The organism is Roseixanthobacter pseudopolyaromaticivorans (assembly GCF_043195145.2).
GTDB lineage: Bacteria > Pseudomonadota > Alphaproteobacteria > Rhizobiales > Xanthobacteraceae > NCEH01.
Map to the genome: position 1 here is coordinate 2320593 of NZ_CM195539.1, position 16751 is coordinate 2337343.

Below are 16751 nucleotides of genomic sequence, written 5' to 3' on the forward strand. Positions count from 1 at the left end.
CGGAAAACCGGCTGCCAATCATTCGAATATGGCGCTGGTGGTGTCCGATTTGCGATTGTATTTGATGGTGATCTTCTCGACCGTGCACAGGTCGATGTTCTTCCATGTCGCGGTGGAATCATCGTCGTCGTAGACGACCTTCAAATCCCATTTGCAGGTGCGCGTGCTGCGGCTGAACTTGATCTTCCAGGAATCCCCGTCTTCCAGGATATCCTTGCCGAGCACGTCCTCTTCCCACTCGTCCGACTTCGTGGGCGAGACATAGACGTGGCTGATATCGTAACCGGTATTATTCACCAGCACGAAATTCTGCCTTCCCTCCGCTGCGCGCGCTAAGCCGCCCAATAGCAGAAGAAGTGAAAAAACCAAGCATAGACGAGAAACAACGTACTTCATTACCTCTTCCCCTTTATAAGGCCCGCGAAGAGGTCCATCCTCTTTAACTTTACGGCAGTCAATTGCGGCACATTGCCTTGATATTTTTAGATTGATTTTCCGGGCACGGTCACACCACCCAATCCTTTGCTGCGGCGCTCGTGAAATCGAGCTGGACCACGAGGTCGTTATAATCGTGGTCGCCGCCGCCATAGAGGTCTTCCCAGCCCCAGGTGTTGAGGCCGTAGTTCCACAGGTGGGCCACCCCCTCGCCATTCACCTGCTCGTTGGCGGGGGAGAAGGCGAAATAATCGTGGGTGCCGTCCTTCAGGCGCATGGCGATGATGTCGCCCGCATCCACGTCGAGCAGCGCCGTCTGGCCATAGAGACCGAAGCCCGGGCCGCTGATCCAGGCGCCCCCGCTGGTGGTGGCATAGGCATGGACGAGCGTCGCCGCATCATAGCCGGCCTGCCCCGGCGCGATTCCATCGATGGTGCCGGAGAAATCATCCACCTTGTAGAACAGCAGCGAGACCGCATCGTTGCCGCTCTGGCGCAGGCGCACGACGGCTTCCTGGTCGTTCGCCGCTCCGGCTGTCTCCGCCACCGCGACCGCGCGCGCCACTTGCACGGCGCTGTCGGTAGCGTCCGAGACGAAATCGACGAAACCATACGGCGTGGACAAGGAGGCCTGCGGCGTCCCGGTGGCCGCCCCGCCGATCTGCACGCCGATGCCGGCGCCGGCGGCCACATGGAACTGGCTCACCGTGCCCTGCGCCTGCTTGTCGAACATGGTCACGAGATCGGCGGAGAAATCGGCCGAAAGGGATTGCTGGGCGAATTGGCTGGTCCAGGCAAAGGTGCCGCCGGCGGCACCGTTGAAGCTCACATCATGCCCCCCGAGCGAGAGGTCGATGGGGGCGTCGGCGCTTAGCGCGCTCTGGAACAGCAGGCTCTGGTCGGTGGTGCTGCTCCAGGTGCTGCCGCTCGCGGTGAGCACGTCGGGCGTATCGAAATAATATTGCGCGGTTGCGATGGCCGCCAGCGTCCGCGCCAGCACCGTGGCATTGGGCGTGCCGAGCCCGGTGGCGAGGTCATATCCGGGCCCGGCGGAATCGCCGAAGCCGGTCGGGGTCACGTGGATCACGTCGCCGGAATAATTGGGCGTCGTATAGCTTCCGCCTTCGATGAAGGTGGAGGTGTTTTGGCCCACCGTGATGTCGTTGAACGCCGCTGGGGTGATGACGGCGGCGATATAGAGCAGGTCGTTGGCATAGCCGAGCTGCGGCAGGCCAATGTCTGCGAACTCGGCATTGATGTGGGCGGCGATGGACGCCCAGAACGGCGTCGCGGCGCTGGTCCCGTAATCGTACCAGACCTCCGTCATGTCGGCGCTGGGTACGAGATAGGACACCCCGCCGCCGGCCTGCGCCGAAACATCCGGCGTGCCGCGCCCCGGCTGGTGCAGCGGATCGGCGGTGAAGGGCGTCAACCCGTAGGCGAGCTGATACCACGGCGTCGGCTGGGTGGGATCGGCGCCGCCGGACCCGGCATTGTTGATGTAATATCCGGGATTGATGTGGTTCTCCCGCAGGACATACGAGTTCCACACGGTCTCGATCTGTGTCGTGTCCTGGGAGGTCGGGTCCGGCAATTGCGTCATGCCGCCGGAGACCAGCTGCCAGATGGTGGCCGCGTTGCCGGCGGCCACTTCCGCGACGATCTGCGCCAGCGTGGCGTCGGCGGCCGCCTTGGCTGGCGGGCTCAGCGAGGTACCGCCCACCAGGACGCCATAGGGGCTGGTATAGGAGGTGTATTGGTTGGTGATGCCGTTCGCCGCCTGGTCGCCCGAACCGCCGTCGCCATTGGCCGAGAACACCGAGATGTTGCGCAGCGCCGCGTCCACGAACAGCTCGCGGCTCGCGGCCATGAACGGCGAGCCGGGTGCGGGGAAGACCTCGTCCCCGAAGGAGGAGGAGATCACCGCCGGATTGTGCAGCAGGTCCCAGAAGGCCTGCTGATAGGCCGTGTAGCTGGTGGCCCAGGAGTAATTCAGCAGGCCAGAGCCCACATAGAGGCCGATCGTGCTCTGCGGCGCGGCGGAGGTGACCACGCCCACATCCAGCGACCGCTCTCCGGCCGAATTGTCATAGAGCTGGCCGGCCGGTGCGACGACGTAATAATGCCCGTCGGTGTCGAGCCCCGCGCCCTGGCGGAACGCATTCAGCAAGTCCTGGAACGTCTGGGTGCTGCCGAATGGAAGGGAATCGCCCACGCCCGGCTCCAGGAGGCCGACCGTGCCGGTCTTCTGGGTCGCCCATTCTTCCGGGAAATTGTAGAAGTTCTGGCCCAGCTGCTGGGCGTAGAAGGCAGGATTTGCCGAGGAACTGTTGCCGGGGCTCTGCGGCCCCTGGGGCAGCTCCACGCTCGCCCCGCCAGCAAGGTTCGACACCGCCGGATAAGCCTCGAAATCCGGATAGATGCCGGAGACCTTCCAGTCCTGCGGCAGGGAGAGGCTCCCGTTCCAGAACAGCTGGCTGGCGTCGTCCGTCGGGCCGACGCGCAGCAGCGGCGTGCCGAACAGGGCTGGGAAGGTATTGGTGTCGAGCTGCACCCAGATGGTGCGTGATTCTGCCGAGGTCACATAGCCGCTGGTGCCCATGGCATCGCCGACCACCGTGACGCCCATGGTGTGCAGCCCGTCGAGCACCTTCTGATACTCGACCGGATCGGCGCCATAGGTGGACCACAAGGTGCCCTGCGCGTTCAGACTGGCGATGGCCTTCTGCCGGCTCGCCCAATCGCCCGAGAGCAAGGCGCTGGGATCGTTCGCGCGGTCCAGCACCAGAGCGACGACCAGCCCGGAATCCGTGTGGTGGATCTCACCCGGCGTAATATCGTAGGCAGCTTCGGGTGTTGTGGCGCTGGTGGAGCGGTAGCTCGTGAAGTCGAGATAGGTGGAATTCGGAAGGGTTACGTTGGCCATGGTCCCCATCCACGATTTTCTTGCGGCTTACCCTTGAGGGATACATTAGGGAATTTTCGGCGCGGGCAAAGTCACCTTCCGCTCGATGGTGCCGGGATAGGGCGAGCGGCACCGAAACGCGCGGGCACAATCCGCGCCGCCCCCCTTGAAATACCGGAACGTCCCGAGTAGGTTCCGCGCTCTCTTCGGCGCCCCCGCGCGCCGGAGCTTCGCAGGTGTAGCTCAGTTGGTTAGAGCGCCGGTCTGTGGAACCGGAGGTCGGTGGTTCGAGCCCACCCACCTGTACCATTACCAGTGCCCCCCCTCCCCCGCCGGTTCATCCTCGCCACACGTAATGCGGTGCGGGATTAACGTGCCGTGCGATCTGGACAATCGGTGATTGCCGCCCCCATACTTTTCGCCAAACGGCTGGGGCCCATGCCAAATCAACGCATCATCGTCCTCGACACCGAGACCACGGGTGTTCTGCCCTACGATAAGCTCATCGCCATCGCCGCGATCCGGTTCGATCGCGGCACCTACGTGGACCACATCTATCGCATCTACGACCCCCGCAAGGATTCCCACCCCGGCGCATTGGCGGTTCACGGGTGGGATGACTGGCTATTGCGGTTCCAGCCCCTATTCGCCGAGGAAGCGGACGAGGTCCGCGCCTGGCTGGACTGGGCCGATTGCCTGGTCATGCACAATGCCGGTTTCGATATGCACTATGTCGCGCGCGAGCTGAGAAAGTCGGAACGCGCGCCGGTCGAGAAGCCGGTGTTCTGCACCATGCAGGCGGCCCAAAGCCACTGGCCCGGGCAATCGGCCAAGCTTTCCTCCTGCGTCGGCCGGCTCGGGCTCGGGTCCCAGGCGGAACGCCATGATGCGTTCCAGGACGCTTTCCTCACCGCGCGGCTCTATTTCCATATCAAGCGCGCCGCGATCCCGCCCTGGCACGCGCCCTGGCCCGTGCCGACCAACCTCCTGCCCGCGCCGCCCCGGCCGGAATCCCCCCTGCCCCGCCGCGTGCCCAAGAGAGCGGGCTGGCGGGCCGCTTCGGCCGAGATATCCATGCCGCACGAGCCCGCGGCGCACAGTGGCCGTGCCGCGAGGCGCGCAATCGAACGTGCGCGCGATGGCCAGTTGCTCATCCGCTTTGTCGCCGCCCGGGCCAAGGTACCCATGCAGGCGCAGCTGGCGACCATCGACGCCTATTCGTCCCATGTCGCGACCGCCCTGGGGCTATCTTTCGACGAGGCGCTGCGCGCGGCGTTGCGCGAAAGCGCCATGGCCCTGATGGGGAGCCAGAACGGGGCAACCACGGCCTCCAAGCGCCTCGCGGGCAACCGGGGGGAAATGTCCGTCGTCCTGCCTTTGCTGATGGGCATGATCAAGCGCGATGGCCGCCTGACCGTGGCCGAAGACCAGGCGATGCGGCATATTTTCGAGGTGATCCGCACCGTAGTCCCCACGCCGGCGGCGGGCGCGGCTGACACGACCATCCGCACATCGACGCGCGAGGACGCGTGAGGGATAAGCAGGTTCGCGCCCTCCCGCGCGGCCGGCGCGCTGGTGTATGAAACAAGGCATGGATTTTTCAGCCCCCGCCGTCGCCCTCGCCGATTATGAAGCGCGCGCCGCGCAGCGCATGAGCGAGAGCGTGCGCGCCTATGTGAACGGTGGGGCGGCCGACGAAATCTCGCTGCATGAGAATTGCGCCGCCTTCGCGCGCCTGAAGCTTCAGAACACCGTGCTTGGGGACTTCTCTCGCGCCCATACGCGGCTCTCGCTGCTGGGGCTGACGCTGGAGCATCCCATCCTGCTGGCGCCGGTCGCCTATCATCGCTTGGTGCATCCGGAGGGCGAGCTTGCGACCGTCGCGGGCGCGGGCGCCGCAAAGGCGCTGACCGTCGTCAGCACGCAGGCCAGCGAGAGCCTGGAGCGCATCGCCGCCGCCGCCACAGGGCCGCTCTGGTTTCAGCTCTATATCCAACACGACCGAGGCTTCACGGCGGACCTCGTCGCCCGCGCGAAAGCGGCCGGCTATCGTGCCCTGGTGGTGACGGTGGACGCACCGGCGAGCCTGCGCAATCGCGAGCAGCGCTCGGGCTTCCGCCTGCCTCCCGGCATCGAGCCGGTGAACCTGCGCGGCATGCGCGCCGGCCCGCCCGCTTCCGCCGAAATCGGCCGGAGCCCGCTATTCTCGGGCTTCCTCGAAGGCGCGCCCACCTGGCGCGACCTGGAGTGGCTGGCCGGCCTCAGCGATCTACCGATCATCGTGAAGGGCATTCTCAATCCGGCGGACGCGCGTCGCGCGGTTCAGGCCGGCATGGCGGCGGTCATCGTGTCCAATCACGGCGGCCGCGCGCTGGATACGGTGCCGGCGACCATCGAGGCGCTTCCCCGCATCGCCGAGGCTGTGGCGGGTACGATGCCGCTGCTTCTGGATGGCGGCGTGCGGCGCGGCACCGATATCGTTAAAGCCCTGGCCCTGGGCGCGCGCGCCGTCCTCATCGGCAGGCCCTATGTTCATGCGCTGGCGGTGGCCGGTGCTGCGGGTGTGGCACATGCCGTCCATCTGCTACGGGCGGAACTGGAAGTCGCCATGGCCCTGACCGGGCGCCCCAGCCTGGACCATATCGATTCCGGCGTGCTCTGGCGCCCGTAAGCGCGACCGGGCGGGCTCAGCCACAAGAGCGAGGGCCGTACCCCCTAGGGTAGCGCACCCTCTGTCCGGGGCGTCTGCCCGCCCGCTCTTGTGCATGTCTGCGCATAGCGCCAGACCCCCAGCCAGGATAGGGCGATAAAACCCAAATATGGGATCATCACTATCAATGAAAGCGATAAGAATACAGCATATGGAACTTCGTCAGGCCTATAAATCTCATCGTACACAGAATATATCATTGTTGCCGCACTGATTGCGCAAACAAATGCGTAAAAATAAGAAAAAATCTTCCACGTGAAACTGCGCAAAATTGTAATTTTGAAGGCATACGAAACAATTGCAAGCGTGGCGATAGCTTCAATTATCAATATTAAAAATTGAAAATAAAAATCGAACGAAAATGACGCCTCTAAGCTAAATATACTCAAAAATTGAACGATGCTCAAGATCGCGAACGCACGCCACCATGTGAACACCCGCAAGGCGACGAGAACGGCCATCGCGATTACAGTCAATCCCACGATATAGGCTGAAAGGGTCGCGGGAAAGAAGAGTCCAACGACCCCCGCCACGAGCAGCGTGAAAATGCAGCAAGAGATGATCCGAAGCGGGGAATAACGCACGCGAGCCTCCCGAAGCAGCCGAAGGAAAGTATCGACGATGGGAAATTGAACGACCGCAGACGGCAGTCACCCTGAACGCCCTAACCTGTCCTCACCCGCGGCTCCGCCTCACCCCGCCGGGCGGCGCGCGCGCCCGGCACGGCGCACGAAGCCGGCGGACGCGCGCAGGCTCATGTCCCGCTCCAGCATCGCATAGGCCACCAGCAGCGCCCGGATCGCAGCACGCGCACTGCCCTCGCAGGCCGCGATGGCTTCGTCGATGTCCTGCTCGCTGACGTCGAAATCGGCGGGGTTGCAGGCGGAAGACTGGCTGGAGGAAGCAAGCTCTGGCTCTTGCGGCATAGGGCACCTCTTGGAACGGGCACCAGGATCTCACAAGAACAAATCAGGAACAAGCGGAGTCTGCAGTGCGTATCGCGGACGGACGAAAACGTCGCGCCGCAGGGCTCTGCGACACCTGTCACGCACAGCACGGCTGCGTCAAAACGCGGGACCGATCGGATCAAAATTTGGGAATAAATGGCGGGAGTGACGGGGCTCGAACCCGCGACCTCCGGCGTGACAGGCCGGCGCTCTAACCAACTGAGCTACACCCCCCGAGCGACGCTGCCTTCGTGGCGGCGCGTCGAGATGGCGGGTGATAAGGCGCGGCCCGGATCAAGTCAAGCGAAGCACCGGCATTTTTAGCCGGCCTGTGCAAAACTCGGCGCTGCGAAAGCGGATTGACATCGCCCTCTCGCGAGCAAACGAGCGCGACCTCTCGGAGCGCTGGAGCCCTAAAGCGGGGTCGCCCGGGACATATGGCCGGCGCGACGTTGCGGCGAGCGGGCAAGCTCCGTGCGCGAATCGCGCATGAGGGCCGCAGATCCCCGATCGGATAGCGCGAGAAAGCGGGGTGAAGAATCGCTGGGAGGATGGTGGGCGGTGACGGGCTCGAACCGCCGACCCTCTCGGTGTAAACGAGATGCTCTACCAACTGAGCTAACCGCCCGACCTGACGGGCATTCCCGTTTGCCGCCATGTCCCGGGAGGCGATGTCCTGGGACGCGATGACGGCAGCACGCGATGCGTTGGAAAGCTTTAAGCGTCGCCTGCTCGGCGCGCAAGCCGTGCGAGACGGCATCCCCAAAAGGCAAAACTGTTGCTGCAGACCGCCGTTCGGGACTTGAAGGGCGCTGTATCGCCTCTCCACGCGCCTCAGGGGCGCATTGCCGGCCGGTTCGCCATCGGAAGGGCGGAGCAGGTCTTCAGGCGCCTGAAGCCCGAGGCTGAGCCAGGAAAGCCACGCAGACCGAACGCACGGGGCACGTCCAGGCGTGCCCTCAGTGCGACCCTGGGGGCGCTTCTTGGTCTTGAGACGAAGCAGCACCCCCACGGGTGGAGGATCAGCCGTTCACGGCTTCCTTCAGGCCCTTGCCGGGCGTGAACTTCGGAGCCTTGGAGGCCTTGATCTTCACCGGCTTGCCGGTGCGGGGATTGCGGCCTTCGCGCGCCGCGCGGCTCACCACCGAGAATGAGCCGAAGCCGATGAGCTTCACTTCTTCACCCTTCTGGAGGGCCTGGGCGATGATGTCGAACGTCGCGTCCACCGCGGCCGCCGCAGCCGCCTTCGTCAGCTTGGCCTCGTCGGCCACCGCGGCGATCAGTTCGTTCTTGGTGGTCATGTGACCGTTCCTTCCGTTGTTATCTTCGAATCGAGGGACATGGGAGCCCGCAGCGATGGGCGGGAAGCTTTACGGAAAATGCGGCTTTTGCAAGCGCGATCCGCCACAAACCCGCATCAATGCACGATTTCTCGCATTCCGTGACGCAAAATAAAAGAGGCGGCACCCTTTCGGGGCCGCCTCTCCTTATGACCTAAGTCTTTGAAATTGCTCAGTGAGCAACCACGCCAGCGGCATCTTCTTCCGGCACGGCGGCGGTAATGGGCCGTTCGGTCCATTCGATGGGCTCAGGCGTGCGAACCAGCGCATGCTTGAGCACTTCGTCCATCCGGGAGACCGGAATGATCTCCATGGCGTTCTTCACATTGGCCGGAATATCGGCCAGGTCCTTCGCGTTCTCCTCAGGAATGAGGACGGTCTTGATGCCGCCGCGCAGAGCGGCCAGCAACTTTTCCTTCAGCCCACCGATGGGCAGCACGCGGCCGCGCAGGGTGATTTCACCCGTCATGGCCACATCGCGCCGCACCGGAATGCCGGTGAGCACCGAGACGATGGTGGTCGCCATGGCGACGCCGGCGGAAGGACCATCCTTCGGGGTCGCCCCTTCGGGCACGTGGACATGGATGTCCCGACGCTCAAACAAGGGCGGCTCGATTCCGAAGTCCAAGGCCCGCGAGCGGACATAAGAGGCCGCAGCGGAGATGGATTCCTTCATCACGTCCCGCAGGTTTCCCGTCACCGTCATCTTGCCCTTGCCGGGCATCATGACGCCTTCGATGGTCAGCAGCTCGCCGCCCACCTCGGTCCAGGCAAGGCCCGTCACCAGGCCCACCTGATCCTCGCCCTCGATCTCGCCGTAGCGGAAGCGCGGCGCGCCGAGGAATTCCTCAAGGTTCTTGGCGGTGACCTTGACGGTCTTGCGCTTGGACATCACCAGCTCCTTCACGGCCTTGCGGGCCAGTGTGGAGAGCTCGCGCTCCAGATTACGCACGCCCGCCTCGCGGGTGTAGCGGCGGATCAGCAGCATCAGGGCGCCATCGTCGATGGCGAATTCCTTCGGCTGCAGGCCATGCTTCTGAACCGCGTTCGGGATCAGATGCTTGCGCGAGATCTCCGCCTTCTCGTCCTCGGTGTATCCGGCGATGCGGATCACCTCCATCCGGTCCAGCAAGGCCGGCGGGATGTTGAGGGTGTTGGCGGTGGTCACGAACATCACGTTCGACAGGTCGTAATCGACCTCGAGATAATGGTCGTTGAACGTGGAGTTCTGCTCCGGATCCAGCACCTCCAGGAGGGCCGAGGACGGATCGCCGCGGAAGTCCGCGCCCATCTTGTCGATCTCATCGAGCAGGAAGAGCGGGTTGGACTTCTTCGCCTTGCGCATGGACTGCACGATCTTGCCGGGCATGGACCCGATATAGGTCCGCCGGTGACCGCGAATCTCCGCCTCGTCACGCACGCCGCCGAGGGAGACGCGCACGAACTCGCGGCCCGTCGCCTTGGCGATGGACTTGCCCAGCGAGGTCTTGCCGACGCCCGGAGGGCCGACGAGGCACAGGATGGGGCCCGAGAGCTTGTTCGCGCGGCTCTGCACGGCGAGATACTCGACGATCCGCTCCTTGACCTTGTCGAGGCCGTAGTGATCGGCATCGAGGATCGACTGGGCGAACGGCAGGTCCTTCTTGACCTTGCTCTTGATCCCCCACGGGATCGACAGCAGCCAGTCCAGATAATTGCGCACCACGGTGGCTTCCGCCGACATGGGCGACATCTGGCGCAGCTTCTTCAGCTCGTGGGTGGCCTTTTCACGGGCTTCCTTGGAGAGCTTGGTCTTCTTGATGCGGTCTTCCAGCTCCTGAAGGTCGTCGCGGCCGTCCTCGTCGCCGAGTTCCTTCTGGATCGCCTTCATCTGCTCGTTGAGATAATACTCGCGCTGGGTCTTCTCCATCTGGCGCTTCACCCGCGTGCGGATGCGCTTCTCCACCTGGAGCACGGAGATTTCGCTCTCCATCAGCCCGAGCACCTTCTCCAGGCGCTCGGCGACCTTGATGGTCTCCAGCACGCCCTGCTTCTCGGGAATCTTCACCGCGAGATGGGAGGCGATGGTATCGGCGAGCTTGGAATGGTCGTCGATCTGACCGACGACGCCGACCACCTCGGGCGACACCTTCTTGTTGAGCTTCACATAATTCTCGAACTCGTTGACCACCGAGCGGGCCAGCGCCTCGCCTTCGACGCGGTCACCGACCTCGTCGTCGAGCGTGATCGCCTCGGCCTCGTAGAGGTCCGTGCGCTCGGTGTACTTGACCACCTGCGCGCGGGTGATGCCTTCCACCAGCACCTTCACGGTGCCGTCGGGCAGCTTCAGCAATTGCAGCACGGTGGCGAGCGTGCCGACGTTGTAAATCGCGTCGGTCGCCGGATCGTCGTCGGAGGCGTTCTCCTGGGTCGCCAGGAGGATATAGGTGTCGCCGCGCATGACCTCTTCCAGCGCGCGGATGGACTTCTCGCGGCCGACGAAGAGGGGAACGATCATATGGGGGAAAACAACAATATCCCGAAGCGGCAGCACCGGGAACGTCTGAGAGACGCCGGCAACGAGCGCAGGGCGCGGCTTTTGGCTCGTCATGACCCAATCCTTTCTATTGACGCCGGCACACACGGACGCCTGTCCGCCTGCGCAGCGCAGCCGGGACGGGAGCGGATTTTCAATGCTGGAGCGGGCAGTGCAGAAGGGGCAAAGCCGCGAGAGGCACGAGTACCGAGCCCGGAGACCGGATTCTTCGAAATTGAGATGGAGAGCCGACCCACAGGTTTCAAGATCGTCGGATCAAGTCTCCGACGGATCGGCTTGAATGTGCCAGATCCCGTTCCGCCGGAAAGAAAAGCCGCGCCGTGGGCAAGCTTTGACACCACCCCCGCGCACACGGCGCGAGGGGCCTGAACGGAATGCGGAGCGTCACGCACTGGCGCCGGCATCGCCGACACGGTCGGCGTAGATATAGAGCGGCCGGGCTCCCTGCTCGACCACCTCCTTGCTGATCACCACTTCCTCCACGCCCTCGAGGCCGGGGAGGTCGAACATGGTATCGAGCAGGATGCCTTCCATGATGGAGCGCAGGCCACGGGCGCCGGTCTTGCGCTCGATCGCCTTGCGGGCGATGGCGCCGAGCGCCTCCTCGTGGATCGTCAGATCCACGTTCTCCATCTCGAACAGACGCTGATACTGCTTCACCAGCGCGTTCTTCGGCTCGGACAGGATCTGCTTGAGGGCCGCCTCGTCGAGATCGCCGAGCGTCGCCAGAACCGGCAGACGGCCGATGAACTCGGGGATCAGGCCGTACTTCAGCAAATCCTCGGGCTCCACCTCACGGAACACCTCGCCCGGCCGGCGGTCTTCCACCGGCGCGACCTTGGCGCCAAACCCGATGGAGGTGCCGCCCTTGCCACGGGTGGAGATGATCTTGTCGAGCCCGGCGAACGCGCCGCCGCAGATGAACAGGATGTTGGTCGTATCCACCTGCAGGAATTCCTGCTGGGGATGCTTGCGACCACCCTGGGGCGGCACGGAGGCGACCGTGCCTTCCATGATCTTCAGCAGCGCCTGCTGCACGCCTTCGCCCGAAACGTCGCGGGTGATGGAGGGATTGTCAGACTTGCGACTGATCTTGTCGATTTCGTCGATATAGACGATGCCGCGCTGCGCCCGCTCCACATTGTAGTCGGCGGCCTGCAGGAGCTTGAGGATGATGTTCTCGACATCCTCGCCCACATAGCCCGCTTCCGTCAGAGTGGTGGCGTCCGCCATGGTGAACGGCACGTCCAGGATGCGCGCGAGAGTCTGGGCCAGCAACGTCTTGCCGGAGCCGGTGGGCCCGATCAGCATGATGTTGGACTTGGCCAGTTCGACATCGCCGTGCTTCGTGGCGTGGTTGAGACGCTTGTAATGGTTGTGCACGGCCACCGAGAGGACCTTCTTCGCATGCTCCTGGCCGATGACATAGTCATCGAGGACCTTGCGGATTTCCTTCGGGGTCGGAATGCCATCCCGCGACTTCACCAACGAGGACTTGGATTCCTCGCGGATGATATCCATGCACAGTTCGACACACTCGTCGCAAATAAAGACCGTAGGTCCTGCGATGAGCTTGCGGACCTCGTGCTGGCTTTTGCCGCAGAACGAGCAGTAAAGCGTGTTCTTGCTGTCGCTGCCGCCGGTCTTGCTCATCTTCTTCTCCGTCCGGTCCTTCCCTCGCCACGCCGAAGCGTATCGATTCAGGACCAAAATCAGGACCAGACGCGGCAGGGGCCGCTTCCGGAACCGTTCGGCTTTCGGCCGAAGTTCAGCCAATCACCCTCTCGCGTTGCAATCAAGGCACATGCACAGATTATGCCCAGACCGCTTGCCTGAGGATGGCATCGTCGAAAAGATATGAAGCTTCCCGATCGACGCAGGTACGCCACTCGACACGGCCTGCCGCGGCGGGTCCCTGAACAGTGTCCCGAGGTGGGAAAAACCACAGGGTACCGCCACAGCCGGTTCGAATGCCGGCTCATGGCCCCATGCAAGCGCGATCTTGCACTGCACGCAAGAGCCGTGCGTCAGTTGAACCCTAAAAAGGGGCGGATCAGGCCTTCGCCGGCTCTTCCGCGGGACGCTGGTCGAGCACGGAATCGATCAGACCAAATTCCTGCGCGGCCCCGGCCGTCATGAAGTTGTCGCGTTCCAGCGCGTTCTCGATTTCGCCGAAGGTGCGGCCCGTGTGCTTCACATAGATTTCATTCAGCCGCTTCTTGAGGCTGAGGATTTCCTGGGCGTGGAGCATGATGTCCGTGACCTGCCCCTGGAACCCGCCGGACGGCTGGTGAACCATGATTCGTGCGTTCGGCAGTGCGAAACGCAGGCCCTTTTCGCCGGCGGTCAGCAGCAGCGAACCCATGGAGGCGGCCTGCCCGATGCACAGCGTGGACACCGGCGGGCGGATGAACTGCATGGTGTCGTAGATCGCGAGGCCCGACGTCACCACTCCCCCAGGGGAGTTGATGTACATCGAGATTTCCTTCTTGGGGTTTTCCGCTTCGAGGAACAGGAGCTGCGCCACCGCCAGGGTGGACATGCCGTCTTCCACGGGCCCCGTGAGGAAGATGATCCGCTCCTTCAGGAGGCGCGAATAAATATCGTAGGACCGTTCGCCGCGGTTGGTCTGCTCGACCACCATGGGAACCAGGTAGCTGTTGTAAGTCTCAATGGGGTCGCGCATCTCGCATCCTCAGGCGCGGCCACCCGCAAGGGTGCGCCGCGCGATATCGTCGCAGTGGAAGCAGGTGACGACCTGAGGCTCAGGCCGCCTTCTCGTCTTCCTCTTTGTAGAGCTCTTCGCGGGAAACCGGCTTTTCGGTCACGTTGGCGAGCTCGAGGAGGAAGTCGACGACCTTTTCCTCGTACAGAGGGGCGCGGACGGAGGCCATCGCCTGCGGATTGCGGCGATAGTAATCCCACACCTGCTGTTCCTGTCCGGGAAACTGCCGCGCGCGCTCCACCACCGCACGCGTCACTTCATCGTCGCTGACCTGAATATTGTTGCGCTCACCGATTTCCGCAAGAACCAGCCCGAGGCGCACGCGACGCTCGGCGATCCGCATATAGTCGCCGCGCGCGGCTTCCTCATTGGTGCCTTCGTCCTCGAAGGTCCGGCCCTGGGCGGTGAGGTCCTGCTGCACCTGCTGCCACACGCCGTCGAACTCCTGCGACACCAGGGTCGGGGGAACGTCGAACTTGTGCAGGGCGTCGAGGGCGTCGAGCAGCGCGCGCTTCACCTTCTGGCGGCTGGCGCCGGCGTGCTCCTGCGAAATGCGGGCGCGCACCTGCTCCTTGAGCTTGTCCAGGCTTTCCTGGCCGAGGCTCTTGGCGAATTCGTCATCCAGCACCAGTTCGCCGGGCGTTTCCACGAGCGTCGCGGTGACTTCGAACGAGGCGGCCTTGCCGGCGAGCTCGCGCGCCGCATAGGCCTCGGGGAAGGACACGTTGACGGTGCGGGTTTCGCCGGCAGAAATGCCGAGCAGCTGCTCCTCGAAGCCGGGGATGAAGCTGTTGGAGCCGATCACCACCTGGATGCCTTCGCCCGAGCCACCCTCGAACGCGACGCCGTCGATGGTGCCGACGAAATTGGTGGTGACGCGGTCGCCATTCTCGGCGGCGCCCTGCTTCTCGCTATAGGGGCGGTTGGAATCGGCGAGCCGGTTCAGGGTCTCGTCCACTTCCGCGTCGGACACGTTCGCCACCAGCTTCTCGATGGAGATGTCCTTGAAATTGCCCAGCTCGATGACCGGCAGGATCTCCAGCTCGACGGTGTAAGCGAGATCGGCATTGCCCTCGATGACACGGGTCACTTCCGCTTCATCCTTCGGCAGCTCGACGCGCGGCTGAAGGGCGAGGCGGAAGCCATGCTCCTCGACGATCTTGCCATTGGCCTCGGTCACCGCCTGCTCGATCACCTCGGCCATGACGGACTTGCCGTACACGCGCTTGAGATGAGCGACCGGCACCTTACCGGGGCGGAAGCCATTGAGACGCACCTGGCCCTTGAGCTCGGTCAGGCGGCCATTGGCCTTGGCATCCAGGTCCGCCGCGGGAAGCACCACGCGAAAGGCACGCTTGAGGCCGTCGGCCTGGGTTTCGGTCACCTGCATCGTCTTGCCTTCGTTCATTTTCCGCCGCGGCGGTGTCATTCCATCAAACTCAAAGTGCGCCGCGTCCGGCAAGGCGCATGCGCATCCTGAAAGGGTGCGGACCGGTGACGTGGTGCGGGCGGAGGGGCTCGAACCCCCACGACTTTCGTCACGGGAACCTAAATCCCGCGCGTCTACCAGTTCCGCCACGCCCGCGCGCCCGAGATTCACGCACCTGAGAGCTGCGCAAGGCGCGCTTCTCCCGATGCGCGACCGATTGAATCGGCACCGGCCGGGCTGGGGCTTATATCATGCTGCTGTCACCGTGCAGCAAGAAAAAGCAGCGTTGAGCGCCCGCCGCGCGGCCATCCTCGGGAAATTTCCCGCCCGCCGGCCGCGATGGTAAATCCGGCTTGCCCTTTGCCCGGCGGCGGGAGAAGGTCCGCTCCGCTCAACCGTTCATTTCCAGGAGAGCTGCCTTGCGCGTTCCGGCCCCTTCCCGTCGTGCGGTTCTCAGCGGAGCCGCCGCCCTGGCGCTCAGCGCCCCGTTTGCACGCGCCGCATTCGCCCAGGGGGCGAGCGCGCAGGATACCGCGAACCGGCTGAAGGCCGCCAACTCCGTGCGCATCGAGCTCGGCGGGCAGTCGCCCATCGCTTTGTTTGGCGAATCCATTCCCGGCCCGGTTTTGCGCGTGAAGCAGGGCGCGCCGTTCGCGGTGAATGTGGAAAACGCGATCGACGCCCCGCTCTCGCTGCATTGGCAGGGCGTGCGCGTGCCGAACGCGGTGGACGGCGTGCCTGGCCTCACCGGCCCCGCCATTGCCGCCGGCGAGAAACGCGACATCGCTTTCACCCCGCCGGACGCCGGCACCTTCCTTTATCGTGCCTTCGTTCCGGAAGCCGCATCGCGCACCCTGGTCGGCGCCTTCATCGTCGAGAGCGCACAAGCCTCGCCCTTCTCCGCCGACCTCACGCTGCTGGTCCAGGCCTGGTCGCCGGACCCGAAGATGACCGTGCCGCTGCTCACGGTGAACGGCGCCGTCTCCCCAACCCTGGAAGCCCCCGCCGGTGGGCGCGCGCGCCTGCGGCTGATCAATGCCAGCGCGCAGTTCCTGCGCCTGAAGATCGGCGATGCCCCCTGCTTCGTGCTGGCGGTGGATGGCCAGCCGGTGCAGCCGTTCGCCCTGAAGGACGGCCGCGTCCAGCTCACCCCCGGCGGCCGCGTCGATCTCACGCTCGATGTCGGCACCGCCGATCCCATCCGCCTGGATGTGGAAACCACGCAATTGCCGATCCAGCTCGCCCTCGTGGTGCCGGTGGGCGCGGGAAGCTCCGCCCAGGGCCAGGCGCTTCCCGCTCCGGACGCCCTGCCCTCCAATGGCCTGCCGGAGAAGATCCCGCTGGAAAACGCTGCGCGCTTCGAAGTGCCGCTATCTGGCGAGGCCTCGCTCTCGTCTTTCCCGAGCCTCGGCACGGTGAAGCCCGGGCAAAGCGTGGTGCTCTCTTTGGTGAACAAGCTGGAGGCACCGGTCGCGGTGCTGCTGCATGGCGCCCCGGCCCGCATCCTCGACGGCGTGGACGACGGCTGGAAGCCGTGGTGGCATGACGCCATTCCGGTCGCGCCGCGAACCACGGTGCGCGCAGCGCTGGTGGCCGGCACCGCTGGCAAATGGGCGGTGATCGGCCAGCGCGGCGGTGACGGCGCGATTGTCGCCGCTCAGTCCTACGACGTGGCCTGAACGTATTCACCTGACGACCCCGCGGCGCAGGCGCCGCGCGGTTCG

At 64.3% G+C, this 16751-nt stretch carries 12 protein-coding genes and 4 tRNA genes; 4 read left to right on the forward strand and 12 right to left on the reverse strand.

What is annotated here, in order from left to right; genetic code table 11:
• Positions 1–18 precede the first annotated feature (18 nt).
• Positions 19–303 (reverse strand): hypothetical protein, encoded by a 285-nt coding sequence (locus V5F68_RS11245; protein ID WP_394014833.1) that lies wholly within the window; start codon positions 301–303, stop codon positions 19–21.
• A gap of 202 nt (positions 304–505) precedes the next feature.
• On the reverse strand, positions 506–3361 hold the full coding sequence (locus V5F68_RS11250; protein ID WP_394014834.1) for a DUF4114 domain-containing protein: 2856 nt from the start codon (positions 3359–3361) through the stop codon (positions 506–508).
• A gap of 211 nt (positions 3362–3572) precedes the next feature.
• Here V5F68_RS11250 and V5F68_RS11255 point away from each other — a divergent pair.
• The 3 genes from V5F68_RS11255 to V5F68_RS11265 all read left to right on the forward strand — a co-directional run bounded on the left by V5F68_RS11255 (position 3573) and on the right by V5F68_RS11265 (position 6011).
• Positions 3573–3649: transfer RNA gene (locus V5F68_RS11255), tRNA-His, on the forward strand.
• A gap of 129 nt (positions 3650–3778) precedes the next feature.
• Positions 3779–4873 carry a 3'-5' exonuclease gene (locus tag V5F68_RS11260; RefSeq protein ID WP_394014835.1) on the forward strand — a complete coding sequence of 365 codons (1095 nt, stop codon included), beginning with the start codon at positions 3779–3781 and terminating at the stop codon, positions 4871–4873.
• 58 nt (positions 4874–4931) lie between these two features.
• The gene (locus V5F68_RS11265; protein ID WP_394014836.1) at positions 4932–6011 is read left to right on the forward strand and encodes an alpha-hydroxy acid oxidase; all 1080 of its coding nucleotides are present in this window, start codon (positions 4932–4934) and stop codon (positions 6009–6011) included.
• Positions 6012–6055: 44 nt separating this feature from the next.
• Here V5F68_RS11265 and V5F68_RS11270 read toward each other — a convergent pair whose 3' ends face one another.
• From V5F68_RS11270 to V5F68_RS11315, 10 genes are all read right to left on the reverse strand, one after another.
• Positions 6056–6634, reverse strand: coding sequence for a hypothetical protein (locus V5F68_RS11270; RefSeq protein WP_394014837.1), 579 nt, complete (start codon positions 6632–6634; stop codon positions 6056–6058).
• 108 nt (positions 6635–6742) lie between these two features.
• Positions 6743–6976, reverse strand: a complete 234-nt coding sequence (locus V5F68_RS11275; protein WP_394014838.1) for a hypothetical protein — start codon at positions 6974–6976, stop codon at positions 6743–6745.
• 178 nt (positions 6977–7154) lie between these two features.
• Positions 7155–7231, reverse strand: a tRNA-Asp gene (locus V5F68_RS11280).
• A gap of 318 nt (positions 7232–7549) precedes the next feature.
• Positions 7550–7625: transfer RNA gene (locus V5F68_RS11285), tRNA-Val, on the reverse strand.
• A gap of 394 nt (positions 7626–8019) precedes the next feature.
• Positions 8020–8298, reverse strand: a complete 279-nt coding sequence (locus tag V5F68_RS11290; RefSeq protein ID WP_348845029.1) for an HU family DNA-binding protein — start codon at positions 8296–8298, stop codon at positions 8020–8022.
• A 211-nt stretch (positions 8299–8509) separates the two neighbouring features.
• Entirely contained in the window at positions 8510–10927 is a 2418-nt protein-coding gene (lon, locus tag V5F68_RS11295) for an endopeptidase La (RefSeq protein WP_394014839.1), read from the reverse strand.
• Between the two features lie 330 nt (positions 10928–11257).
• Complete coding sequence (gene clpX / locus V5F68_RS11300) at positions 11258–12526, reverse strand: ATP-dependent Clp protease ATP-binding subunit ClpX (RefSeq protein ID WP_348845027.1); 1269 nt, start codon at positions 12524–12526, stop codon at positions 11258–11260.
• Positions 12527–12926: 400 nt separating this feature from the next.
• Positions 12927–13559 (reverse strand): ATP-dependent Clp protease proteolytic subunit, encoded by a 633-nt coding sequence (locus tag V5F68_RS11305; protein ID WP_394014840.1) that lies wholly within the window; start codon positions 13557–13559, stop codon positions 12927–12929.
• Between the two features lie 79 nt (positions 13560–13638).
• On the reverse strand, positions 13639–14988 hold the full coding sequence (gene tig, locus V5F68_RS11310) for a trigger factor (protein WP_394014841.1): 1350 nt from the start codon (positions 14986–14988) through the stop codon (positions 13639–13641).
• A gap of 110 nt (positions 14989–15098) precedes the next feature.
• Positions 15099–15183, reverse strand: a tRNA-Leu gene (locus V5F68_RS11315).
• Positions 15184–15446: 263 nt separating this feature from the next.
• Here V5F68_RS11315 and V5F68_RS11320 point away from each other — a divergent pair.
• Positions 15447–16706, forward strand: coding sequence for a multicopper oxidase family protein (locus V5F68_RS11320; protein WP_394014842.1), 1260 nt, complete (start codon positions 15447–15449; stop codon positions 16704–16706).
• The last annotated feature ends 45 nt before the right edge of the window (positions 16707–16751 follow it).

Bases quoted from the DNA above. Each gene is read 5' to 3' on its own strand.
- tig (WP_394014841.1), bottom strand. From the start codon at position 14,988: ATGCAGGTGACCGAAACCCAGGCCGACGGCCTCAAGCGTGCCTTTCGC.
- clpX (WP_348845027.1), bottom strand. From the start codon at position 12,526: ATGAGCAAGACCGGCGGCAGCGACAGCAAGAACACGCTTTACTGCTCG.
- V5F68_RS11275 (WP_394014838.1), bottom strand. From the start codon at position 6,976: ATGCCGCAAGAGCCAGAGCTTGCTTCCTCCAGCCAGTCTTCCGCCTGC.
- V5F68_RS11260 (WP_394014835.1), top strand. From the start codon at position 3,779: ATGCCAAATCAACGCATCATCGTCCTCGACACCGAGACCACGGGTGTT.
- V5F68_RS11265 (WP_394014836.1), top strand. From the start codon at position 4,932: ATGGATTTTTCAGCCCCCGCCGTCGCCCTCGCCGATTATGAAGCGCGC.
- lon (WP_394014839.1), bottom strand. From the start codon at position 10,927: ATGACGAGCCAAAAGCCGCGCCCTGCGCTCGTTGCCGGCGTCTCTCAG.
- V5F68_RS11250 (WP_394014834.1), bottom strand. From the start codon at position 3,361: ATGGCCAACGTAACCCTTCCGAATTCCACCTATCTCGACTTCACGAGC.
- V5F68_RS11290 (WP_348845029.1), bottom strand. From the start codon at position 8,298: ATGACCACCAAGAACGAACTGATCGCCGCGGTGGCCGACGAGGCCAAG.
- V5F68_RS11305 (WP_394014840.1), bottom strand. From the start codon at position 13,559: ATGCGCGACCCCATTGAGACTTACAACAGCTACCTGGTTCCCATGGTG.